20 protein-coding genes and 1 pseudogene are annotated in these 22,755 nt (G+C 50.4%); 7 read left to right on the top strand and 14 right to left on the bottom strand.

What is annotated here, in order from left to right:
* Positions 1 to 37: 37 nt before the first annotated feature.
* The 9 genes from QMG16_RS03610 to QMG16_RS03570 all read right to left on the bottom strand — a co-directional run bounded on the left by QMG16_RS03610 (position 38) and on the right by QMG16_RS03570 (position 9,572).
* Positions 38 to 2,626 carry a PEP/pyruvate-binding domain-containing protein gene (locus tag QMG16_RS03610; protein ID WP_281792307.1) on the bottom strand — a complete coding sequence of 863 codons (2,589 nt, stop codon included), beginning with the start codon at positions 2,624 to 2,626 and terminating at the stop codon, positions 38 to 40.
* 487 nt (positions 2,627 to 3,113) lie between these two features.
* Complete coding sequence (locus QMG16_RS03605; RefSeq protein WP_281792306.1) at positions 3,114 to 3,536, bottom strand: response regulator; 423 nt, start codon at positions 3,534 to 3,536, stop codon at positions 3,114 to 3,116.
* Positions 3,529 to 3,936 (bottom strand): response regulator, encoded by a 408-nt coding sequence (locus QMG16_RS03600; RefSeq protein WP_281792305.1) that lies wholly within the window; start codon positions 3,934 to 3,936, stop codon positions 3,529 to 3,531. The genes QMG16_RS03605 and QMG16_RS03600 overlap by 8 nt, the downstream gene beginning before the upstream one ends.
* A 10-nt stretch (positions 3,937 to 3,946) precedes the next feature.
* Positions 3,947 to 4,381, bottom strand: a complete 435-nt coding sequence (locus tag QMG16_RS03595) for a response regulator (RefSeq protein WP_281792304.1) — start codon at positions 4,379 to 4,381, stop codon at positions 3,947 to 3,949.
* Between the two features lie 40 nt (positions 4,382 to 4,421).
* Positions 4,422 to 6,230, bottom strand: a complete 1,809-nt coding sequence (locus QMG16_RS03590) for a sensor histidine kinase (protein ID WP_281792303.1) — start codon at positions 6,228 to 6,230, stop codon at positions 4,422 to 4,424.
* Between the two features lie 108 nt (positions 6,231 to 6,338).
* Positions 6,339 to 6,776: a response regulator gene (locus tag QMG16_RS03585; RefSeq protein ID WP_281792302.1), complete on the bottom strand. Its 438-nt coding sequence runs from the start codon at positions 6,774 to 6,776 to the stop codon at positions 6,339 to 6,341.
* Between the two features lie 364 nt (positions 6,777 to 7,140).
* Complete coding sequence (locus QMG16_RS03580) at positions 7,141 to 7,590, bottom strand: universal stress protein (protein ID WP_281792301.1); 450 nt, start codon at positions 7,588 to 7,590, stop codon at positions 7,141 to 7,143.
* Positions 7,591 to 7,599: 9 nt separating this feature from the next.
* Positions 7,600 to 8,313 (bottom strand): hypothetical protein, encoded by a 714-nt coding sequence (locus QMG16_RS03575; protein ID WP_281792300.1) that lies wholly within the window; start codon positions 8,311 to 8,313, stop codon positions 7,600 to 7,602.
* 2 nt (positions 8,314 to 8,315) lie between these two features.
* Positions 8,316 to 9,572, bottom strand: coding sequence for a sulfite exporter TauE/SafE family protein (locus QMG16_RS03570; protein ID WP_281792299.1), 1,257 nt, complete (start codon positions 9,570 to 9,572; stop codon positions 8,316 to 8,318).
* Positions 9,573 to 10,299: 727 nt separating this feature from the next.
* Between QMG16_RS03570 and QMG16_RS03565 the strand changes: the two genes are divergently transcribed.
* The 3 genes from QMG16_RS03565 to fbp all read left to right on the top strand — a co-directional run bounded on the left by QMG16_RS03565 (position 10,300) and on the right by fbp (position 13,644).
* Complete coding sequence (locus QMG16_RS03565) at positions 10,300 to 10,827, top strand: NapC/NirT family cytochrome c (protein WP_281792298.1); 528 nt, start codon at positions 10,300 to 10,302, stop codon at positions 10,825 to 10,827.
* Between the two features lie 121 nt (positions 10,828 to 10,948).
* Positions 10,949 to 12,325, top strand: a complete 1,377-nt coding sequence (locus QMG16_RS03560; protein WP_373878708.1) for a multiheme c-type cytochrome — start codon at positions 10,949 to 10,951, stop codon at positions 12,323 to 12,325.
* A gap of 212 nt (positions 12,326 to 12,537) precedes the next feature.
* The gene (fbp, locus tag QMG16_RS03555) at positions 12,538 to 13,644 is read left to right on the top strand and encodes a fructose-1,6-bisphosphate aldolase/phosphatase (RefSeq protein WP_281792296.1); all 1,107 of its coding nucleotides are present in this window, start codon (positions 12,538 to 12,540) and stop codon (positions 13,642 to 13,644) included.
* Here the strand turns inward: fbp and QMG16_RS03550 are convergent.
* Positions 13,598 to 14,050, bottom strand: coding sequence for a hypothetical protein (locus QMG16_RS03550; RefSeq protein WP_281792295.1), 453 nt, complete (start codon positions 14,048 to 14,050; stop codon positions 13,598 to 13,600). The genes fbp and QMG16_RS03550 overlap by 47 nt on opposite strands.
* 84 nt (positions 14,051 to 14,134) lie before the next feature.
* Positions 14,135 to 14,236: pseudogene (locus QMG16_RS19515) on the bottom strand (hypothetical protein); the annotation flags it as partial.
* Between QMG16_RS19515 and QMG16_RS19510 the strand changes: the two are divergent.
* Positions 14,226 to 14,843 carry a hypothetical protein gene (locus QMG16_RS19510; protein WP_373878651.1) on the top strand — a complete coding sequence of 206 codons (618 nt, stop codon included), beginning with the start codon at positions 14,226 to 14,228 and terminating at the stop codon, positions 14,841 to 14,843. The pseudogene QMG16_RS19515 and the gene QMG16_RS19510 overlap by 11 nt on opposite strands.
* A 209-nt stretch (positions 14,844 to 15,052) precedes the next feature.
* Here the strand turns inward: QMG16_RS19510 and QMG16_RS03540 are convergent, their stop codons facing one another.
* From QMG16_RS03540 to QMG16_RS03530, 3 genes are all read right to left on the bottom strand, one after another.
* Entirely contained in the window at positions 15,053 to 15,526 is a 474-nt protein-coding gene (locus tag QMG16_RS03540; protein WP_281792293.1) for a CBS domain-containing protein, read from the bottom strand.
* A 77-nt stretch (positions 15,527 to 15,603) separates the two neighbouring features.
* Complete coding sequence (locus QMG16_RS03535) at positions 15,604 to 17,043, bottom strand: sigma-54-dependent transcriptional regulator (RefSeq protein ID WP_281792292.1); 1,440 nt, start codon at positions 17,041 to 17,043, stop codon at positions 15,604 to 15,606.
* The gene (locus QMG16_RS03530) at positions 17,028 to 18,512 is read right to left on the bottom strand and encodes an ATP-binding protein (RefSeq protein ID WP_281792291.1); all 1,485 of its coding nucleotides are present in this window, start codon (positions 18,510 to 18,512) and stop codon (positions 17,028 to 17,030) included. Before QMG16_RS03530 ends, QMG16_RS03535 begins: the two co-directional genes overlap by 16 nt.
* A gap of 359 nt (positions 18,513 to 18,871) precedes the next feature.
* On the opposite strand from QMG16_RS03530, the gene QMG16_RS03525 reads away from it, so the two are divergent.
* From QMG16_RS03525 to QMG16_RS03515, 3 genes are all read left to right on the top strand, one after another.
* On the top strand, positions 18,872 to 21,511 hold the full coding sequence (locus tag QMG16_RS03525) for a PEP/pyruvate-binding domain-containing protein (protein WP_281792290.1): 2,640 nt from the start codon (positions 18,872 to 18,874) through the stop codon (positions 21,509 to 21,511).
* Positions 21,512 to 21,584: 73 nt separating this feature from the next.
* On the top strand, positions 21,585 to 21,986 hold the full coding sequence (locus QMG16_RS03520; RefSeq protein WP_281792289.1) for a hypothetical protein: 402 nt from the start codon (positions 21,585 to 21,587) through the stop codon (positions 21,984 to 21,986).
* Positions 21,950 to 22,711 (top strand): IS5 family transposase, encoded by a 762-nt coding sequence (locus tag QMG16_RS03515; protein ID WP_281792288.1) that lies wholly within the window; start codon positions 21,950 to 21,952, stop codon positions 22,709 to 22,711. Before QMG16_RS03520 ends, QMG16_RS03515 begins: the two co-directional genes overlap by 37 nt.
* The last annotated feature ends 44 nt before the right edge of the window (positions 22,712 to 22,755 follow it).

Below are 22,755 nucleotides of genomic sequence, written 5' to 3'. Positions count from 1 at the left end.
TACAGGAGGAAAAATTTGAAGATCTGTATGCTTCGGCTTAACGGGCGTTTGCGCTACCGTCCCGCTTTTGCGAGGGACCGGGGATGACCACATTGTGGAGATCGTTCATTATTTTCGTCCTGTGATGATAGTAGGAGGCGTCATTGGACATAACCATATCCAACTGCCGTGTATGCATGATCATATACCCAAGAATTTTCAACTTTTCCTTCATATATTCTTCATCATATCCTTCGAGCCGCGCAAACACCCCGTCTTCTTTCACTTCGGCGCGGAAGCCGAACTCCTCGAGAATGCTTCCCACAAAGAGAGCGCGCCGCAACCGTCTCTGAAAGTCTGCCGCTCCACCTTTGAGTTGAAAACTGATGTAATTTTCGTGAGGCCGCTCTCCCACCAATGCTTCTATAGTAGAAAAATGAAAGCCGAACCTGGAATTGAGGCTGAGGAAATTCCTGGAAATCATAAAATAGTTCCGGTTGATATAAGGCGAATCCATGGAAGGATCCAGGGCCGGATTGGTCGTAGCCTCCCACAACACGGACATGAATCCCTTGGTATCCACCGGCGGGGGCCCCGCCCAGGGAACAGCGTTGATCCCTTCCCAAAGGGCCAGCATGGGGATGCTCACGATGTTGTCCAACATGACGAACTTTCCCTCGATGTCCTCTTTGAATCCGTCGTCCAAATTGATCACCCACCATTGCATGGGCACATCCACAAACAATTGTTTGCTGGCCCGTTCAGAAAAATGATGTTCACTGCCGAAGTTGAACATCTCCTTTACGGATTTTTCGTGAGAAAAACGGGTAATATCATGAAAGGTCAGGCAATTTCTCGGTCTGAAATCCAACGAATCCGGGTCGAGGAGGTTCAGAGGTGTAATGTATTGCATGACATCTTTCAGAATATCGTAGACCTGACTTCCTTCCATGAGATTCTTTTTCGGGGGGGCCTTTTCCAGAAGGGGTTCGATCCGGCCTTTGTAGACTCTCAACCCGTCCGCATCCACCGTTACATATTCATCATTTTTGAGTACTTCCGTCGCGTCCTTCATCCCGAAAAGAGCCGGAACACCGAACTCCCTGGCCACATTCGCCAAATGGCCGGCCACACTCCCCTGTTCCGTGACAACCGCCACGGCCCGATTGAGAAGCGCCGCCACCCTGGGCAATGCCTGCGGAGTCACCAAAACCGCACCCATCGGAAATTGCAGCGTATCGCTGTTTTTCTTGACCACAAAGACCGGCCCATATGCCACACCAGGGCTTGCCGTTGCGCCACCCTCCAAAAGCACCTCTCCTTCTGCCGCCGCCGATTCTCCTGCTTTCTGAAAGCGTTCCTCTTCGCCTCCCGACTGTACCAATGGGCGGCACTGCAGCACAAAAATGGAACCATTCTGATCGATAGCCCATTCAATATCCTGGGGAGAACCATAATAGTCCTCCAGTTTCAAAGCCATATCCGCAAGCTGCATTACCTGATCATCATCGAGGGACGGAAGTGTATGTTTTTCCCCCGTCACATCCATACGGCAGACGCCCTCTTCCGGGTAGCAGACAAACTTGTATTCTTTTTCCTTGATGTCGCGCCTGATAATTTTGAGCGGCTCCTCTCTTGATACCACGAAAAGATCCGAAGCGACACTGCCGTCCACCACGGATTTGGGCAATCCCCAAACTGAGTTTATAAAAATAGAATCATCCCGTATATTCAATGGATTGCGCGAGTAGATCACTCCGCCGGCCACAGCATTGATCATCACCATACACCCCACACACATGGCGATGTCTTCGTCCAGAATCCCCCGGTTCAGGCGATAGCTGATGGCCTGAAGGCTGTATTTGCTGGCGACGATTTCCTTATAGGCCTGAATGAGATTGTCCGCACTCACATTCAATTGGGACCGGTATTGACCGGCAAAAGAAGTTCCAGCGGCATCCTCCCCCAAAGCACTACTCCTCATGGAAACTTTGCATCCGGGACCGGCCTCGTTTTCCAAGTCCCTGTACGCATCCATGATAGCAGTTTGAAGCTCTTCGGGGACCTCGGACCGAATGATGAGCTGCTGAATATCGGCACTCAACGCATACAGTTGATCCAGTTGTTCTACTGTGGACGCCTGCAATCTGCGGTCGATCTCTGCCTGCAGATCATTGTGCTCGTAAAACTTCCTGTATCCCAGTGATGATATGACAAACCCGCTGGGAACTCGCAGGTGCAGCCGGTTTTTCACTTCCCCCACATTGGCCATCTTCCTGCCCACCTGATCCGCCATATGCTTGTCGATCGAAGCAAAAGGCAGTACGAGGTCTTCTCCTATGGTTTCCCTTTTCTGAGAGAGAACGTTATTGATCTGCTCCTGAATGATTCTGAACCGTTCATAAAGATTTTGATATTTTCCCGGTGCAAGTTGATCCAGGTTTTGAATGATGCGGAAAACATTGACGGAGATCGCCGTACAGTTGGCCCTGATGAAAGACATACCGAAGGGCTGGTTTCCCCTCAGGGCCTGCTCCATTTCGGACATGAGCTCCAGCGTCTTGTTATTGGCGCTCAAGAGCAATTGGAAGTTGTGATAACGGGCTTTGAACGCAGCTCGAAGTTCTTCGACCTCCGCGCTCGACATCTTTCCCTTACGCCCAACTTTTGAAATTTTTTTTAGGAAATCAATAAACTTAGCCATGTTCTTCCCTCGGGATCGGACGAAGGGTAAAGACTGGAAACCTGGTGAGCAAAGAAACTTCTCCCCCGTGGATCGAATACATTATGCCATAGGGGGAGAACAGCACAATCTTCTGCCTTAGCCTGGACGGTTGACGGCACCTGAAACCTTTAAGAAAGTAAAAGTAACGGAGACAAATCTTGGTAAGTATCTATCTGGTTCAGCACGACAAAAGTTCTCACCCTATCAAAAGATTTCATTCCCCCCTCGATGAGGACAGGGAGAAGTGAAGCCAGGAGCACATCCTCTGAATCCCCCATCAAAAAGGGGAATTCAAAACACGACGGGCGGGATGATTACTTCTGCCAAGAAATACCATGCGTTGATATCGGAAAGCATACGGAGCACCTCACGTGGGAGACCCCACACCTATCCGCAGGACTGCGTGCATTTAACGTCTTGAGCCCAATCCTTCCTTCATGTTGTTGATCTTTTTTTCGTGGATCAATTTCTTTTTATAAGCATCCTGGAGTTTGTATAAGAGTTCATCTATTTCCATTGGTTTCATCAAATAATCGAAAGCCCCTAATTCCATTCCCTGAATCGCCACTTCCATGTTGGCATGCCCCGTGAGCATGATCACTTCCACCAGAGGGCAGATTTTTTTTATCTGCCTTAAGGTTTCAATGCCGTCCATACCGGGCATCTTGACGTCCAACACAACCACATCCATGGGCGAATCTTTCAGCATCTCAAGGGCAGCCTCACCGCTCCGGACCCCAACGGCATTCAAATTCCGTTTTTTCAGCCTCTTCACAAGGGTATCCAGAAATTCCGCCTCGTCGTCTACGAGCAATACATTAAAATCAGTCAACGACTTCCTCTCCTCTGTGGCAGGCTTCATTGATTTTCGCAATAAGCTCCGATAAATCACACGGCTTTGTGAGATAATCGAAAGCGCCGAACTGTATCCCTTCTCGGGCTGCAGTCTCTGAACCGTGTCCGGTCAGCATAATCACAGGCATTTCCGGATCCATGATCTTGAAGATCTTCAAGACTTCAATGCCGTCCATATCCTCCATCTTAAGATCCAATACGACAACGTCAAAACTCATTTTACGCATGATCTGTATGGCCTCGGATCCACTGAGGGCAGCCGTGACCAATATATTTCGTTTGGACATCCTTTTCGTCAGCACATCCACATAACTTTTCTCGTCGTCCACGAGAAGAAGTCGAATCGGGCTTTTTGCGCCTTTACCACTCTCGGGCATCGCTCTAATCCTAATCGCCCCGTCTCAAAGCGATTTCCTTGATACGTGCTTGAATGATCTTTTCCTCGTGTTTACGCTTCTTGGTCTTGGCTTCCTGAACCTTGGACAGAAGCTGTTCAATGTCACAGGGTTTCATGAGGTAATCGAAAGCGCCGAGCTTCATGCCTTCAATGGCGGTTTCCACTGTGGCATGCCCCGTGAGCATCACCACCTCAACCAGGGGATTCGTCTTCTTGATTTCGCGCAGAGTCTCGATGCCGTCCATACCGGGCATTTTGACATCGAGAATCACCACATCCACGTTGCTATGCTTCTCCAGAACATCCAGACCTTCAGGTCCACTGAAAGCATTGAGCACTGTAAGGTTTCTTTTGCTCAAACGTTTGGTCATGGTTTCCACAAAAGGAACTTCGTCATCCACCAGCAGCACTACCGTATTATTCATTCAAAACCCTCCTAATTATAATCGAGTTCCCCTTCTATTTCTATCGCGCCGTTTTAGACTCTGGTTGGTGCCTTGATTCACTTTCACCCTCTTTGGGGATAGGGACATGGACATGAAACGTCGTTCCCAGACCCACCGCACTGTTCACACTGATTTCGCCGCCCATTTTTTTCACAATGCCATAACAAATGGATAAGCCCAAGCCCGTTCCTTTACCCACAGGCTTGGTCGTGAAAAAAGGATCAAAAATTCTGGCAAGCATGGCCTTAGGAATCCCACTGCCCGTATCCGCAACATCTACAATCACGTAATCCCCGGCGACCCTGCTCGTGACGGAAATATTCCCCCCACCCGTTCCGATAGCATCGATGGCATTATTGATCAAATTTAAAAAGACCTGCTGCATTTCGGAAGGAGACGCAAAAACGGGCGGCAGATCTTTTTCCAGATGCTTTTCGATTTTGACATTGCTGTAACGGGCCTTCTGTTCGGAGATGCCGATGATGTCTTCGATGAGATCATTCAATTGCACTTCCCTGATGTTTGGATCGGTCTTGCGGGCAAAGCTGAGAAGCTTGTGTGTGATTTCCTTGCACCGGGCCCCCTGAGTCTTTATCTGCTTCAAAGCCCGCTGAAATTCATCAAGGTTTTCACTGCCCCTGAACTCTTCCTCTTCCAGTAAATCTTCCATCCAGCCGGCCTCTTCCACCATCACCGCTACGGGATTATTGATCTCATGAGCGATACCCGCAGCCAACTCTCCCACCGAAGCCAGCTTTCCCGCCTCGATCACCTGTTCGTTCATCATCTCCTTTTCCTTGTCCGCCCTCTCGATATACCGCACCATCTTTCGGGACAGAATAAAGGTCATGAAAACAATACCGAGCCCCCCCACTACGAAAATCAAAATGAAAATTTTTCTGGCTGCATACAATTCGGAAAAAGCATCGGAAGCGTTCTGTTGATAGATCAGCAGCCACTCCCCGCCCTTCAAGGAAGTCATAATATAGATATAGTTTTTATTCTGGTATTTCACTTCCCCTTCCAGAATAGTCTTTTCCATCATTTTTCCACTTTCAGAGGATGAATGCCTGTCGAACATGGGCAACACATCCGCACCCGTCTGTATATCCAAAGGTGGGGCACCCAGACCGGCGCTGCTCTCCCTTGCAAAAACCTTCAAGAAATACTCTTTGCTGGGTGCAGGTTCGAAACGCGGTTTTGTCTGGAATTCCCCCTCCCGGTTTAGAATGAAAGCCGATCCCGTCTCTCCGATATGGATGCTTTCCACCAGTGAATTGAACGCCTCAAAATCGATGGTCGCCCGTACGATCCAGTCTTTACCTCCCCATTGCTGCTTGACAGCAACGATGAAGTGAGGCTGTCGCCGAAGACCGAGAAACACGTCACTGATGAAATAATGGCTCTTCATGGCCCTTTTGAACCATTCCGCCTGAGAATAGTTTGCCTTTTCCAGCTTGAAGGTTCCCGCATAAGCCACCTGAACCCCCTCTGCGTTGACCAGGCCCAGATCAACGAATACTCCACCGTAACCTTGTTGAAGGATGGAGAGCTTATGTTTGAGAAACGATTCGTTGCTCAACTCTTCGAGGGAATAGGAATTTACGAGCACTTGAATGTAGGATAATTTTTCGTTGAGAAAGCTGTCGATGTTCTGCTGGTGTTTCTGAACAAGCTCGATGAGGTGGTCGAGGACCTTCTGACGATAGGAAGTTTCGAACTGATATCCGATAATCCCGCTTATGAGCACAAGAGGGGTAAAAGATATCAGAATCAGGATCAGGACCATATTTCTGGTCAAAACTCTATAGTAATGCCTGTTTTCCATAATCCTGTCTTTCTCCAGCGGTAAGTTGCAGCAGGAGAGGCAACTATGCCTGTGAATATGAATATGCGCTATTTATATTAAAAAAACATTCTCCCGTACAATGATTCTTTACTTTTCATCCTTTTTACAATGCATGAAGCGCTGATTTTGAGATGAATCCCCAGCAAAACGATTTGGATAGAATACTTTCAGCATATCCATTACAGCAGCTTTGAGGCAGTCCGTCTTACCGCTTTTTTCAACGAAGGTGGCTATTTTCCGGCCATTCAATTGACTGTTGTATTCCGTAAGAAAAGTATGGATCACAACCGGCAGAGGGGGAGTACGATTCTGGAGCTTTTCCAGTAAGGCATATCCACTCACATAGGGTACTTCCAGGTCCAAAATGAGAAGATCCGGGGGATTTTCTCCATCGATGATGGTCTGCACTTCCCGCCCGTCTTTAGCCACCTGAACACGATACCCGTCCTCCATAAGCTCCCGCCGTAGAAAATCCCGTACATGCCTATTCCGGTCAGCGATCAATATGAGAAATTCGTTTTTCATCCTATTTACCTTCGATAAATTCTGCAACAGAAACAGGCAAGGACGGCTCCAAGGTGACGGGGTGTCAAATCAGGTTAAAATATAGAATATTTATCATCTTCTTGAACAGCGGGAATCGGTGGAGTCATGCCTTTCCCACATAAGAGGTGGCACACTCTCTCATCAAGAATGCGGAAAGTATATACCAAACGGGCGAAGGTTCTCTGTTCGGCCCAAAGACGTTCATCGATCTCCTCCGTTGGAGTTCCCGTGAGAGCGACCGATCGATCGCCCTCACGGTTGATCATTTCTACCGGGCTGTCATATTTTTCAAAAGAACTTTGAGACAAGAGCGACCCAAAGAATCACCCTCATTCCCACGATACTAGCCTTCAACCCGCCCCTTGACCAGATAAATGGAACAGGGACAGTATTTCACCACCTGGGAAGCCACACTGCCGATCTTGAATCGCGTGGAAGAACTGAGTCCCCGGCTTCCCATGATGATAAGGTCGATTTTCTCCGTTTCCGCAAATTCGATAATGGCATCGGGCACCGACACCGAGGTCACAACCGTCCGGGTACAAGACGAAACGACATTTTCTGCACTGAGCAAGTCACAGGCCTTCTTCACCGCATCATCTGCGAGTTTTCCAATATTTTCCATGGCTCTCTCCCTGCGCGCCGGGGAGATTTCATGGTCTTCCATACCACCGATGAAAGGCACCACACTGATGACCGAGATTTCAGCGTTTTTGAATTTCACGAAATCTAATGCCACCTTCAAAGCTTCCAGAGAATGGACTGAGCCGTCCACAGGTACCAAAACCTTCATTCTCGCCTCCTATACTTCCTTTTTGACCTTGGATTTCTTCATGCTGAGTCCCAATCCGTCAAACATGTAGAAGATGGCGTATCCCCACCACAATGTGTATGCGACGTAAAAGATCAGCAGAAAAACCATGGTGAAAGCCTTATCGGCGACACTTTGAGCTTCAATGCCGTAGTAGTTGTAAGACGGTTCGATGCCCTTTCTCAGAACATCACCAATGGTGTTGGACTCGTCGATTTTCTTCTGTTTTTTGAATTCCTTGTCCATTCTGTTCAAAACGTTCCACCACAAGGCCATGACCTCTTTTTCATCCTGCCCGTAGAGACTGGAAACCTTCTGACCATCGTTGTGGTACATGGCGTCGCAATCCGCAAGGACCTTGCTCAAAAGTTTCCCAAAGTCACCGCTTATGGTCAGCATTGTTCCTTCGGCGCCCACCTGAGCCCCGGCCGTGATGAACATTTTCAACACTTTATCAACATTTTTCGGATCGTCGAGTTTTACCGTCGTAGTAAATGAAGTGCCGTCATATTTGGCCACATTTGCCGACAGCTTAGGAATAAAATACGATGAACCCTTGGACAACTTATTGAAGAGATCATCGGAAAACTCCAGCCCGTTTCTTCCATTCCCGAAAAACGGCGCAAAAATGATCAATAAGATTCCCGCAAAAGAAATGGCGAGCACTATACCCATATTGAAGGTTTTCTGGTGCCTTACCAGCATGTTTATTCCTCCTCTCTCAACTTCCCGATGTTGGCGAAGAATTTGCTAAAAATCCACAATCCAAAGATGGCCACAACCACCCAGAAGATAATATTCCCAAAAAACTCGATGTTATTGACCACGGGTTTGGCAATATTCGTCACCTCCAGCTCGTTGAACTTCTTGGGGAGGGTGGCCGCACGGTTGATGAAACCGGCGATGATGGAAACGGCATAAAACCCGCGGATATGGATACCTTTTACCACCTTGGTGGTGAGGGCCCCGATCTGGATACCCAGCAAAGAGCCCACAAGCATACCGATGGCGAGAGTATAAAACACGTAACCGTAAATGGCGTATTGCCCGATAGCGGCGAGCCCTGCCGTGAAAATGATCTGAAGGATATCCGTACCCACGGTGGTCATGGAGGAAACGCCAAAGATATAGACAAACATGGGGAATGTGACGAAGCCGCCGCCAACGCCCATGATGGCGGCCAGAATACCCACTAGAACACCGCCGAGGGCGATGATAACACCCGAAATGCGTTTTCCGCCGGGGACAAAGTCCTCATCGAAGGTGATCATGGGGGGAAGATGCATTTTTTGCAGCTTGGTCGCCAAAGCAGGAGTGCCGGTAGCCGGACCGCCGTGTGCCTCACCGCCTGCAGCCGCTCCGCCCTTGCTGGATTTGAAGAAGTCGATGAGAGCGTAAAAACCGAGAAATCCCAGCAGAATGGCATAAACGATGCTGATGAAGGCTTCACTCAGCAAGGGATCTTTATTGTAGAGTCCCTTGTTGATGGCCCCACCGATCACGGTTCCACCAGCCGACCCAACGAGAAATGCTATGGCGAGCTTCGTGGAGACGTTGCCGAGCTTTTTATGAACCGTGGTTCCCATAATGGCTTTGGCAAAAATGTGGAAAAGGTCGGTCCCGACCGCCAGAATCCCTTTTACGCCTGCAGCCATGAGTGCCGGAGTGATAATGAATCCGCCGCCTGCACCGATGCAGCCCGTGATCAACCCGGCAGCCAGCCCCACCGCCATGGAGACCAGAAAGATAGTGGTCGAGTAGAAAGCGGGACCGTAAGCCGTTTTCCCTCCCAGGAAAGAACCCGCTTCGACGAAAGTGACTGCCAAAATTGGAGCCACCATCGCGAGAAGGATAAGAAGCTTTTTTCTATTGTGCAGAATAGAAAGGGACACTTCCATATCCCACTTCGCATGCGCCACCGAAGCAGCCTTCAGGAACTCAAAAACTTGTCTTGGCCAACTCATTTAATAAGCCTCCTTTTAGATAATGATTTTGTACCGCCATCCAAAAACCTCACCCTCACTAAGAATCACAACCTTTCTGCATGCGCCGCCGGGCATTGGGCATCATTCCTTGGAATACCCCTTAATGCACTGCACGGCGTTTGCTCCTAAGCAAGACGTGCCTTGATTAGGCAACGGTTGTGCCAAAAAGCACCAACGTTTCAAAAATGCTTAATTATTTGAATATACTATTATATTTTAATTTATAATCTTTTACGTAAAGAGATTTGCAATGAAAGCATGTCAGACTTTTTTACAGAGTGTAAAAGGGAAGGGAGACTTTACCGAGGTAAGGGGGACTTTACCCCGGGAATTCCCCCCTTGAGGGGGGGCAGGGGGGTGTAGGTTTTTCAAAATGAGAATTGCTGGCATGGATGAGTCTAAATTGACATGCGCATCATTTCCATGTAATGATTCATTCACACGTTTTTTGTATAGTCGAACCTCCAATTCGTTCTGAGACGCGGGTCTTGTAGGATGACTGTTTCAGTGTCAAGGAAGGGAGAGGCGTATGGCTATGATGCCCATTACGCCACTTATGATCGAGCATCGTCTGATCGAAACGTGAAAAAAACCCATCTCATCTAATTCAAAATCCGATAAGCAATAAGAGCAAACAAGAGTCTACCTGGGCTGAGATGTCACCTTTGACTGGCGGAAATCGCCATCGTGTTTGAAGGAGCTGACTGTGAAACAAATCTTCAAGCCAATGCTTTGGATGATTGTCGGCCTTATTTTGGCTTTTCCCTTGTTCAGCATGACCTATTACACCATGGTGAGAACATCCACACCGTATTTCTGTGCCAGCTGTCATGAAATACAACCGGCTTACAACGATTGGAAAGTTTCCACTCACACCAACAACTCTCATGGGGTGGTGGCCGATTGTATGGACTGCCACCTTCCGGCTCCTCACAATACTTATGATTTTTTCTTCGCCAAAACCTGGCACGGGGTTAAGGATGTCTTTGCTCATTTTACCGAAGACCAGAACCAATACAACCGCACCGTAAATCGTGAGAAAGCCTACCGGGACATCAAGAATGACCAGTGCCAGAAGTGTCACCGCAATATTTTGTATATACCGGGAAAAAGGGGCGCCATGCTGGCTCATCGCACAGTTCTATATCCTTTGCCCGGCTATGAGAAAAAATGTACCGATTGCCATCGCAACCTGGTGCATGTGAAGCGGCCATTTTACACGTATTTACAGTGACTTGATCAAAATCCAAGCTAAGGTCTTGATCTGAAGTGAATAAAAGTGAAGGAGGCTGGCAATGAGAAGAGTGCTTGGGGGAAGTCTTATGGCGATTGGGGTGCTTGCTTTGGTCATTTGTATGAATCTTTTTGTCTCAGCTCAGGAAGTCAAGAAAGCTGAGTCGCCGGCGAAAGTCGAGAGCAACTTCGCAATGGCCAAAGAATTTCGCCTGGAGCGGGGCATGAGTCCACAGGCGCAGGCCTGCATCGAATGCCATAAGATAACGTCGCCCGGTATCTTTACCGATTGGGCTATGAGCCGCCACGCCTCGGCCAACATCACCTGCCTCGATTGTCACAAGGCCGAGGAATTCGATCCCGATGTCAGCAAACAACATTACAAGCAATATGAACTCTCCGACAACAAGTGGGGCACTGCGCAATATCGCGTGCCGGTAACCGGTGTAGTCACGCCCAAGGACTGTTCCCGCTGTCATCCGGATGAAACCAAACAATACAGCCGCAGTAAGCACGCCAACACCATCCAGATCATTTGGACCATCGATCCATGGCTCAATCAGGGGCTGAACAACGATATCGAGAGGACCTCCGGCTGCTACAAATGTCATGGCACGGTGCTCAAAATGAATGCCCAGGGTGAGCTGGAACCGAACACATGGCCCAACGTGGGTGTGGGACGAGTGAACCTGGACGGTAGCTTGGGCAGCTGCACCAGTTGCCATACCCGGCATCGCTTTGCCGTGATGGACGCACGCAAACCCGAAGCTTGCGGACAATGTCATCTGGGTCCAGACCACCCGCAGATTGAAATTTACACCGAATCGAAACACGGCGACATATATGCCGCCTTTGGCGATCAATACAACTGGAATGTGGCGCCGGGCCTTTGGACACCAGGGGTTGACTATCGCGGCCCGACCTGCGCCTCGTGCCATATGTCCGGAGCCGGCCCGGTGATCGGTACCCATGATGTAACAGAGCGACTTTCCTGGGAAACTCAAGCTCCCCTTACCGTGCATCCGCAGGATTTCCAGGCCTTCCCGGCCAATACCAACTGGGAAGTGGAACGCAAGAAAATGCAGGCGATCTGCAACCAGTGCCACAGCGACACCTGGACCAAGAATCATTATGCTCATTTGGATGCCGCCGTGGCGAACTACAACGATGTCTACTACAAACCCGCCAAGCAGATGTTGGATGATCTCTATGCCAAGAACCTGCTGGCACCGAAACCGTTTTTTGACGAAAAACTGGAGTGGGAATTTTATGAACTATGGCACCATGAAGGGCGCAGGGCGCGCATGGGAGTAGCGATGATGGCCCCGGATTATGCTTGGTGGCACGGTTTCTATGAATGTAAAAAGCGGTTTGTGGAATTCATGGAAGGGGCCAATCAACTTCTCGAAACCAACAAGCCGGCCTATAAGTATCCCAACTTTCCCGGCGCTGGCGGAGACACCACAAAGCCCCAGGAGGTATTCGGTAAAAAGAGCTAGTAGTGCTAAACACCCGATCAAAAGTTTTTTAACAAAACAAACCGTTCACCCTGAGGTATCGAAGGGCCATGTCCGTTCATGCTTCGATACCTCAGCACAGGGGGAATGGACAGCAGGATAAAATGTGGGGAGAACAACAATTCTGGACGATCTGTTTTTTGAAAGTTTTTCATTGCTGTGACAAGCATCCCTAAAACCAAAGGGAGTATAAGATGGAAGAGAAGATTACTCTCAGTGTCATCAAGGCTGATGTGGGAGGCTTTGTGGGGCATTCCGCCATGCACGGCGATTTGATCGAGGAAGCAAACCGCCGTCTGGAGAGCGCACAAGGCCGGGGGCTCATCGTAGATTTCCATGTCACTTCCTGCGGTGACGACCTGCAGCTCATCATGACCCATCACAAGAAACCGGATAATCAAGAGATCCACCAGCTGGCATGGGATACTTTTAAGGCCTGTACCGATGTGGCCAGGAAGCTGAAACTTTATGGCGCCGGACAGGACCTTCTCGCCGATGCTTTTTCCGGCAACGTGAGAGGGATGGGGCCCGGTTTGGCCGAAATGGAGTTCGTTGAACGGACCTCTGAACCGATCATCATATTTATGGCCGACAAGACTTCAGCCGGGGCCTGGAATTTGCCCCTCTACAAAATTTTTGCCGACCCCTTCAACACGGCCGGACTCGTCATCGCTCCAACCATGCACGACGGATTCCGGTATGAGGTCCATGACGTCAAGGGGGCAAAGCGCATTTTCTTTGATACGCCGCAAGAACTCTATGACCTCCTCGTTTTTATTGGTGCTACAGGGCGATACCTGGTCAAGGCGGTGTATGCGAGAGACGGTGAAATCGCAGCCGTCTCGTCAACCGAGCGCCTGGCGCTTATTGCCGGCAAGTATGTGGGCAAGGACGACCCCGTGTGTGTGGTTCGGTCTCAGGGCAAGTTCCCAGCCGTGGGGGAAGTTTTGGAACCCTTCACCATGCCCCATGTGGTCGAGGGGTGGATGCGCGGATCTCACCACGGTCCCTTGATGCCCGTGCCGTTACGTCATGCCACCCCGAGTCGCTTTGACGGCCCCCCACGCGTGATCGCCCTGGGCTTCCAACTGGCTGGAGGCCGTCTGATCGGTCCCCGTGACATGTTTGACGACCCGGGCTTCGACGAGGCCCGCCGATTGTCCAATACCCTGGCCAATCATATGCGCAGTCATGGTCCATTTGAGCCACATCGGCTACCCATGGACGAGATGGAATACACGACTTTACCGCAAGTTATGGACAGACTGAAGGATCGGTGGGAGCCTTTGACGAAGAAGTAGAGCCGGCGGCATCAACGAGCACTTCCACCCAGGGGATTTCCCACCGGGCACATCGACAGTGTTGCTGAAACTCTTCGCCCGAATCCCGACTTTCCCTTTGCACCATGGCCACCACCCGCACGGCTTTGATCCGGGGGATGCGGGGAATCCAGTCTCGGGAAGCCGTCCGAGAGAGGACGGCCACGGTGCACTCCTGCTCGTCCAACAGTTCCACCCTGTCTCCGCGCCGGCGGGCTTTGAGCCGGCTGCCCGGTTTGAGCGCCGCAAGGCTTTTGTGGATAAAATCCGTCCGGGGTCTGCGCCCGGCATAATCCAGGAAAAGGTCCTGCATGCCGAGCAGTTCATAGCTATGCTCCATGGCGGTGCGGGGAGCATCGGGCAGGAAAGATCCAGGCCTTTGCAGCATAAAATCGCCCTGCAGCAATTTCAGGTGGGGATTTTTCGATTTTTCCCGACGAATGAGGCAAAGAGTCTCTTTGGCACGCGTCATGGCCACATAGAAAACCCGGCGCTCTTCTTCCTGTCCCTTGGAGTTTGAGCTGCCGAAGGCGCTGCAGTTCAGACACGAAAGCCATGGCCTGATGATGTCCATCGTCCACCTGGAGCACCTGCACTTTTCCCTGAAAGACACGGGTCTCGTTGTGATTGCGTTCCAGAAAACCGGCACGTTCCAGCCAGGCCACCGCATAGGCCAGGGCTGTTCGTTCCTGCATGTGACGGAAACATTCCCCCAAAACATCAGCCAGAGCTGCCCGGCACACCCGGTCACCGACAATCCTGATGAGAAGGTCCGGTACATCTTTTTCCAGTGCCGCGGAGACACCCAGGGCTTTGAAAAGCGAGACGAATCCTCCCTGGCTGATTTCACCGCCGAAACCGGTCCCATCAAAACAGGTTCTGTAAAGGGAAAGTACTTCCCAGTGCCCTTGATTTTGAAGGAATGTAAACCGTTCCCATTCATCCCGGAACAGGGAAGCTGCCAGCCGTGCATCTGCAACCGGGTCGTTGAGGGCTTCTTTGACCAGTTTATAGTCCTTTACGAGGCGGTGATATGGATTTTCAGGAAAAGCCAATGGAGAGAGAAAGAGCGTATCGACAACGGGTTTTTTCAGGAGCTGCAACTGTCCGCCGACGCGGTGCAAGGTAGGGACGTCGTGATCAAGCAGGTTATGCCCCAGGAGATAGGGCACACCGGCTGAAAATACATCCAGTTCGCGAAGTGCCCGCCGCAGATCGAAGCGCCCTTTTCGTTCAAAAACCGCATCGCCTCGTATGGCGCCGATGCGGTCGATTTTGTCGCCACGGGTTTCGAGGTCAAGGAGCAGACACTCTGCCAGAAATTGGGAAACGTCCATCATTCAATCTGCGAAAAAAAACCCGTCTTCAATGGATTTCAAGGCCGCACAACCTACCTGGAAACAATTTTATTGCACAGGTATTCGAAAACATTGGAAAGATAAAGCATACCCACGATCCTTTTGCCGTCCATGACGGGCAACCGACGGATATACCTGCGGATCATCGTATCCAGGATTTTGATCACGTGGGTGTCCACAGATACGGTGATCACATCGGACGTCATGATGTCGCTCACCAGAGTGGTTTTGGCATTGGCACAGGTTTCTTCCAGGAGATCGTCGATTTCCAGGTCATCCATCCCCTGCCAGTTGCGGCTTTTACTGGGCCGTATGAAAAGGAGAATGTCATACATGGAAAGCATCCCGATCAGTTCTCCCTTTTCGTTGGTAACCATCATTCCAAAGACTTTGCTTCCCTCTTCCTCACCGGCTGTTTTAAAGTACCGAATGGCTTGCACGATGGTCATTTCAGGACGAAGTGTATGAAAACGAGTAACCATAATATCACGAGCTTTTGCGATCATCCTCTGTTCCCTCACAGATCTTGGTTTCTTAAGCCATAAGAATGCATATATTTTCTCTCAGCCACACCTTCTTCGTATCACTCCGTTGAATCGCTCAAAACCGACGTTTCCAGTTTCAGCCGGTATTTTTCTATTTTCGAAAGAAGCGTCGGGCGGGAAAGCCCCAGAATCTTGGCCGTTCGGCTTCGGTTGCCCCCTGCTAGCTTGAGGGCTTCAGAAATGAGCAGACCGGCAAATGTATCCATGAAATATTCAAACATGTTCTCCGCATCAGCCGTAGCAAGCGATTTGCGGATCCATTGTCTTATGGTTTCTTCCGTCACATCTTCCCTGCCGTTTTTCGTCGGTGAATCGGAACCGATCGCCTGAACGACATCCTCGGGACCAATGGGACAGCCACGGCTGAATATGAGGGCCTTTTGCAGTGTGTTGGCCAGTTCGCGGACGTTTCCAGGCCATGTATGTCCATCGAGCAGCGCCTTTGCCTTTTCCGTTATTCCCGGATTGCTGATCCCCATTTCCTGAGCGAAACGCGCCAGGAAGAAATCCGAAAGGAGGGAAATGTCTCCCGATCGTTCGCGCAAGGGGGGAAGCCAGAGGGTTACCACTTTGAGACGATAATAGAGGTCTTCACGAAAACGGCCCTCTGCAAGGGAGGCCTCAAGATCCCGGTTGGTAGCCCCTATGATGCGCACATCCACGGGAATAGGTTCCCGCCCTCCCAGCCTTTCGATGCTCTTTTCCTGCAGCAGGCGCAGGATCTTTGCCTGAATGCCGAAAGGCATATCTCCAATTTCATCCAGAAAGACAGTGCCGCCGTTGGCCTGTTCGATTCTTCCCACGCGGCGGTTTACCGCTCCCGTGAAAGCGCCTTTTTCATATCCGAAGAGTTCGCTTTCCAGGAGCGTTTCAGGAATGGCCACACAGTTGATCACCAGAAAAGGTTTATCCGCTCGAAGACTGTGCTGATAGATGGCACGGGCCACCAATTCCTTGCCGGTCCCCGACTCCCCTCGGATGAGGACGGTAGCATCTGTCGGAGCAACCCGGCCGATTGCCTTGTAGACCTCCTGCATGGCCTTGCTTCGGCCGATAATGGCTTCAAGGGATGCCGATTCTGGAACGACATCCAGTTCCACTCTGGAGCGCATGAAACGCCCCGCTTCCAGGGCTTGCTCGATCACAAGCAGAACTTCGGGAATTTCGAAGGGTTTAAGAACATAGTCAAATGCACCCATTTTGGTGGCTTCGATGGCGGTCTCCGTTGTGCCGAACGCCGTCATGATGATCACCGGAAGCTTGGGTTCGATCTTGCGCATGGTCTGAAAAGTATCCAGACCATTCATCCCGGGCATGCGTACATCCATAATGACAAGATCAAACTGCTGCGACCCCACCAAGGCAAGGGCCGCCTCACCACTGGCTGCGGTTCTTACGGTATGTCCTTCCTGGCTCAAAAGCTTTTCAAAGCTCTGCCGCAGATGCGCATCGTCGTCGACAATCAGGATCGAAGCCAAATGCCATCCTCCTTACAGGGAAGGGTGATGGTAAAAGTCGTGCCCTTCCCTTCCTTTGAGCGAACATTCAACCACCCCTTGTGATCTTCTATGATCCGTGCGGCGATGCTCAAGCCCAGTCCCGTGCCTTCTTCCTTAGTGCTGAAAAAAGGCTGAAAAACTTTGTCCTGGAGAGATACAGGAATTCCCGGCCCATTGTCGCTCAAACGGATTACGGCTACACGCCCCAGAGGGTCCGCTACCCCTTCCTCTTCCCGGATCATTATCTTGCCCCCATCCGTCATGGCTTCACAGGCATTGACGATAAGGTTGACCAAAACTTCCTTCAATTGTTCGGCATCGCCTTCGATTTCGGGCAGCCTCCGCTGACGGTAGAGTTCCACTTCTACGCCGTACGATTCCAGGCGGTGGCGCAAGAGTTGAATGGCCATATCCACCACATCGGAAGGGCTTACGCTCTGAATCTTCAGTTTGGGAGGCCGGGAGAATTCCAGAAAATTTCTTACAATGGTATCTATATGGCGGATTTCATCAGAAATGACTTCAAAATCTTCTTTTTGAGTGGGAGAAAGTTCCAACGATCTTTCCATGGAGAAGAGACGCATCTTGACGGAAGTGAGTGGATTGCGGATGGTATGCGCTACACCGGCAGCAAGCTTTCCCACCATGGCCAGCTTTTCCGTTTGTAGAAGGTGCTCCCGGCTTTGCTGTAATTCTGATTGAGTCTGATCGACATCCTCCATGAGACTGGTGACCCGGCGGCTCAAGGCCTTGACTTCGTCGACAATCCGCCCGCTCTTGCCGTCCTTTTCCCCGGCATATGCCAGTTGCCGTATGGGTTCCAGTACCTGATTGAAAAGGATATAGAGCAGGAGCGCACCCAATAGAATTGCGCCGGGCATGGCCGTTATGGCCATGATGTTGACGAAGCGGAACTCGGAGCGAATTTCCTTGCGAGCCGCACGGATACTCTTTTCATGCTCCGACTTGTACTTTTCGCACAAATCACGTATGGCGAAAAACTCGTTTCGTATCTGCCTGTGCTGTTTGAATCCCTCTTCTCTATCTCCGCTCTTATACAGTGTCAGCACCTGGTCACGGCCGTAACTATAACGGATATATTTGGATTCAATCTCATTGAGGATCTGACGCTGTTCGAGTGTGTAGGCCGTAGTTCTGGCTTTTCGGAGCCAATCCTCAAAGGCTTCCTGGTACTGATCGAGCTGTTTGAGCCACGCCGCATCGCCATCCAGAAAGAAGTAAGTCAGAAAGCCCTTTTGCATAACGAGAGAAGTTTCCAATCCCTGCGCCACATTGAGCGCGACAACATTGGTATCGAGGACAGAGGTGAGCGTCGAACCGATACGATAGATCATGGACATGGTCAGGCCACTGCCCGTCACGGTGATCAACACCAGTGCCGCAAGGATGAGAAATATTTTGGTTCGCAAAGCGATCTGTCTGAACATCGTGGATTTCCCGATTGTGCCTGTATATAATATATACGATTGTAATTATTTAAATAACATACAAGTGATCCCCCGGAGAAGGTCCAAACTTGCCGGGAACCTGTCTGAAAAATGCCATCCGGATGCACCTTAAGAATTCTTCGACGAAGGCCGCTCGAAGGTCCACACCCCATAACGCACTCAATCCATTACCGATTATTCGGCATGAGGGCAAGTATATATTGAAGAAAAGCATCGATGCGGATAGGATAAAAATTTCGAGGACAAACAAAACGAGGATCGGCATTTTCACTGTTTATTCCGGTGAGTCGGCCGTACGGAAGGGACTTTTTTAAACGATCATAGGGAGTGCATCAAAGATGCTGGAGAAACTTAATATTCTCAACTGGTTCAGATCTTCAAAACCCAAACCGTCCAAAGATGTACTCTCGGAAGTTTTCAAAAGCAAGTACGAACGGTTCAAAGAGTTGCTGGATTCCAATGCGGAGCTTTCCAAGATCATCACGGATATGGAACAAAAACTCTTGGGGCAGCAACTCTTCGGAATGTCCTACCTGAGGTCCCAGTCGGCACGCGCAGTCTTTCATACGCTGCGCATGGTTAAGAGCCTGGATTCCCTCTCGGGGCATAAGTATCCTGCGCTCTTTACCATTCTCGAAGAGATCAACCAAAAGATAAAGGATGACCTCGGCAAGAGAAAAGAAAGCCCCATGACGGAATGGATCCTGCCCTATTCCCGCGTGACCAAGGAAATGGTTGACTGGGTCGGAGGCAAGAACGCCAATCTCGGGGAAGTGTTGAATCTGGTCAAGCTGCCGATTCCCGAAGGGTTTGCCATCACGACTCAGGCTTACAACTATTTTCTGGCGGCCAACGATCTGGTGGATGAAATCAACCGCATAAAAATCGAGCTCGACCCCGACAATCCCGAAAGCATCAATCAAATCAGCGAAAACATCCAAAGACTTATCATCTCTTCTCCCGTCCCTCATGAATTGGGCAAAGCCATTCTCTACGCTTATGATCATATGATGAAAAGAATCAAAGCCAAGGGAAGCGGTGATTTCTCGACATCGGTTTCCATGCGGAGCAGCGCCATAGGGGAAGACAGCGAACTTTCCTATGCCGGTCAGTATCTTTCCATGCTCAATGTTCCCCGCGACCGGCTTGTTCAGACCTACAGTTTCATTATCGCCAGTCTGTACACTCCCCGCGCCATATCCTATCGCGTCAGCAAAGGCATTCGCGATGAAGACATTGCCATGAGTGTGGCCTGCATCCAGATGGTGGAATCGGTGGCAAGCGGTGTCGCTTATTCACGTCATCCCTACAAGATACTCGATGACAACGTTCTCATCAGTGCTGTCTGGGGTTTAGGCCCTTATGCCGTCGACGGCGTGATCACTCCCGATTCCTACAAAGTGGCAAAAGATGCCCATCGGACCATCCTCCAGACTGAAGTTTCCACTAAGCCGGTGCAGCTGGTCAGCAATCCCGACGGGGGGCTCATGGAAGTTCCTGTGGAAGCGGACCGGCGGGACACCCTCTGTCTTTCTCCCGAACAGATTCGCTCTCTTGCCGATTACGCCATAAGGCTGGAGCAGCACTACGGCTGTCCACAGGATATGGAATGGGCTCTCGACCGCGACAATAACTTGATGGTCCTGCAGACACGTCCCCTGCACCTCGAAATTCCCGAACGGCAAAACCTTGCTGAAATGGATACACAGCTTTCCGGCTATAAAGTTCTCCTGGAAGGTGGCGAAGCCGCCTATCCGGGTGTGGGTTGTGGAAATGCCTTCCATATTCACAAGGAAGAAGACCTCACCAATTTCCCCGAAGGAGCGATCCTTGTGGCCAGGCATTCTTCACCCAAGTTTGTCGTTGTCATGAACAAGGCGCAGGCCATTGTGACGGATTCCGGCAGTGTGAGCGGCCATATGGCATCCCTTGCCCGAGAATTCGGGATTCCGACCCTCATGAATGTAAAGCACGCCACAGCAACCATTGCCAACGGCACGGAAATAACCGTGGATGCCTATTCAGGTAGAGTCTATGAAGGGAAAGTTCCTGAACTCTTGAGTCTTCAACCCGTACGTGAATCCCATATGAAGGATACGCCCGTCTACGAGACACTGAAAAAAGTGGCGGATTCCATTGTATCCCTTCATCTCTATGACCCCAAGGCTCCTACTTTTACTCCCCAATACTGCAGATCCCTGCACGACATCATGCGTTTGGTGCACGAATTTTCTTATACGGAGATGTTTACCATCAGCGACTACGTCTCTGATGGAGAAGGCTGTGCATTGAAACTCGCTGCCAGGCTTCCTCTGGACTTGTACGTGATCGATCTGGGGGGAGGACTGGAAAACCCGGGTGAAAAAGCCAGAAAAGTGGAGGTGGAGAAGGTTGTCTCGACCCCCTTCAAAGCTCTCCTGAAGGGAATGTTGAACGAGGAACTACAGCACCAAAAACCGCGTCCCGTTCAGTTGAAGGGATTCTTTTCCGTCATGAGCGAACAGATGCTTTCCAACCCGCACAGCGCCGACCGGTTTGGAGACCGGAGCTATGCCATTGTTTCGGACAAGTACCTCAATTTCAGTTCCCGTGTGGGTTATCATTATAGTATTCTCGATTCGTACTGCGGCAAAACGGTGAACAAGAACTACATCACCTTTTCCTTCAAGGGAGGCGCGGCGGACGACGTGAGACGCAGCCGGCGTGTCCGTTCCATTGCCATTATTCTGCAAGAACTGGATTTTTCCGTGGAAGTCATGGGCGACCGTGTGGACGCCCGTTTCCAAAAATACGAACTCCCGGTGATCGAGGAAAAATTGGACATGATCGGTCGTCTTCTCATCTTCACCCGGCAGATGGATATGCTCATGCACAGCGAATCGAGTGTCAACGCCATTGCTGCGGCATTCCTGAGAGGCGATTACCATTTCGACGCCGATTCTTCCAATGGAGCGAACGCATCCCGGCAAACCGCCTGAGGAAGACATAACCCGATAAAAGAATACACAGAGCTTCAGTTTTCATGCAATCCTGCCGATATGGATCCAGGCGATGGCGCAAGAGTATACGGGTTGGCATTCTCAATCAGTGGAGGAAATGAAGGCCGTGAAACAGCCCGAACCGGACATGAGAATAGAATGGTTCAAAAGCCTTACTTTTCCGAGGATCTTTCCCTTCGCACTTTTCATGGCCTTCGTCGGGCTCGAGGAACTGGCCCGATTCATGGAAAGGCATTGGGCCCTTCCCTTCCATGAACACCTTACCTTTTTCGTGTATCCCATGAAGGCGCTGACCGTCGGTGCGGCTTTGCTCTTCTTTCGGGCTCTCTACTATGAAATAAAATGGAGGGACCTGACGAAGCTCTCCCATTCCTTGACCAGCTTAGGTTCTGTTGACATTTGGGTTCTAATTAACAGATGTCAACAGCACTACTACAAGATGAAACATGGTTGAAGATCCTCCAATTCCTTCGCTCCTGTGTGGATGTTTACGTAGGAGAAGAAGGTGATTGCCGTCTTTTCATTGAGGCACTCCTTTGGATTACACGAAGTGGTGCTCAGTGGAGACTGCTCCCGGAGAAATTCGGTAACTGGAACAGTGTCTATAAACGATTCGCCCGCTGGTGTAACAAGGGTATCTTCTCCAGAATGCACGAGCACTTCATAGATGATCCCGATATGGAGAACTTCATGTTTGACAGCACCATTGTTCGTGCCCATCCCTGTGCTGCCGGAGCCCTCAAAAGATCCGGTGGACAAGAGACACAGGCTCTCGGGCGCAGCCGAGGAGGTTTTTCCACCAAGATCCACGTAGCGGTAGATGGCTTGGGAAATCCCCTGAGGTTCATTCTCACTCCCGGTCAGAAGAGTGACATCGAACAGGGACCGGCTCTTATCGAGGGTTTCACCTTCGCTCATGCACTGGGAGACAAGGGCTATGATTCGGATGCCTTCGTCCAGGCGATCACCCAATCTGGAGCTACTGCTGTGATTCCACCCCGGTCCAATCGCAAAGAGCCCCGTGAATACGACCAATGCCGCTACCACGAACGACATCTGATCGAGTGCTTTATGAGCAAGATCAAACATTTCAGACGCATCTTCTCCAGATTCGACAAGCTCGACAGAAGCTTCTTGGGCTTTCTTGGCTTTGTCGCAGCTCTCATCTGGTTGAGGTGAAATGTCAACAGAACCTAGCAACGGGGGTTCTCGTATTCGTCATG

Origin of the sequence: Desulforhabdus amnigena (assembly GCF_027925305.1) — a bacterium.
GTDB classification, from domain to species: domain Bacteria; phylum Desulfobacterota; class Syntrophobacteria; order Syntrophobacterales; family Syntrophobacteraceae; genus Desulforhabdus; species Desulforhabdus amnigena.
This window is presented reverse-complemented; position numbering and strand designations above follow the sequence as displayed.

Bases quoted from the DNA above. Each gene is read 5' to 3' on its own strand.
- QMG16_RS03610 (WP_281792307.1), bottom strand. From the start codon at position 2,626: ATGTCGAGCGCGGAGGTCGAAGAACTTCGAGCTGCGTTCAAAGCCCGT.
- QMG16_RS03600 (WP_281792305.1), bottom strand. From the start codon at position 3,936: ATGCCCGAGAGTGGTAAAGGCGCAAAAAGCCCGATTCGACTTCTTCTC.
- QMG16_RS03595 (WP_281792304.1), bottom strand. From the start codon at position 4,381: ATGAATAATACGGTAGTGCTGCTGGTGGATGACGAAGTTCCTTTTGTG.
- QMG16_RS03590 (WP_281792303.1), bottom strand. From the start codon at position 6,230: ATGGAAAACAGGCATTACTATAGAGTTTTGACCAGAAATATGGTCCTG.
- QMG16_RS03585 (WP_281792302.1), bottom strand. From the start codon at position 6,776: ATGAAAAACGAATTTCTCATATTGATCGCTGACCGGAATAGGCATGTA.
- QMG16_RS03580 (WP_281792301.1), bottom strand. From the start codon at position 7,590: ATGAAGGTTTTGGTACCTGTGGACGGCTCAGTCCATTCTCTGGAAGCT.
- QMG16_RS03575 (WP_281792300.1), bottom strand. From the start codon at position 8,313: ATGCTGGTAAGGCACCAGAAAACCTTCAATATGGGTATAGTGCTCGCC.
- QMG16_RS03570 (WP_281792299.1), bottom strand. From the start codon at position 9,572: ATGAGTTGGCCAAGACAAGTTTTTGAGTTCCTGAAGGCTGCTTCGGTG.
- QMG16_RS03560 (WP_373878708.1), top strand. From the start codon at position 10,949: ATGAATCTTTTTGTCTCAGCTCAGGAAGTCAAGAAAGCTGAGTCGCCG.
- fbp (WP_281792296.1), top strand. From the start codon at position 12,538: ATGGAAGAGAAGATTACTCTCAGTGTCATCAAGGCTGATGTGGGAGGC.
- QMG16_RS03550 (WP_281792295.1), bottom strand. From the start codon at position 14,050: ATGCTGCAAAGGCCTGGATCTTTCCTGCCCGATGCTCCCCGCACCGCC.
- QMG16_RS19510 (WP_373878651.1), top strand. From the start codon at position 14,226: ATGATGTCCATCGTCCACCTGGAGCACCTGCACTTTTCCCTGAAAGAC.
- QMG16_RS03540 (WP_281792293.1), bottom strand. From the start codon at position 15,526: ATGATCGCAAAAGCTCGTGATATTATGGTTACTCGTTTTCATACACTT.
- QMG16_RS03530 (WP_281792291.1), bottom strand. From the start codon at position 18,512: ATGTTCAGACAGATCGCTTTGCGAACCAAAATATTTCTCATCCTTGCG.
- QMG16_RS03525 (WP_281792290.1), top strand. From the start codon at position 18,872: ATGCTGGAGAAACTTAATATTCTCAACTGGTTCAGATCTTCAAAACCC.
- QMG16_RS03520 (WP_281792289.1), top strand. From the start codon at position 21,585: ATGGCGCAAGAGTATACGGGTTGGCATTCTCAATCAGTGGAGGAAATG.
- QMG16_RS03515 (WP_281792288.1), top strand. From the start codon at position 21,950: ATGTCAACAGCACTACTACAAGATGAAACATGGTTGAAGATCCTCCAA.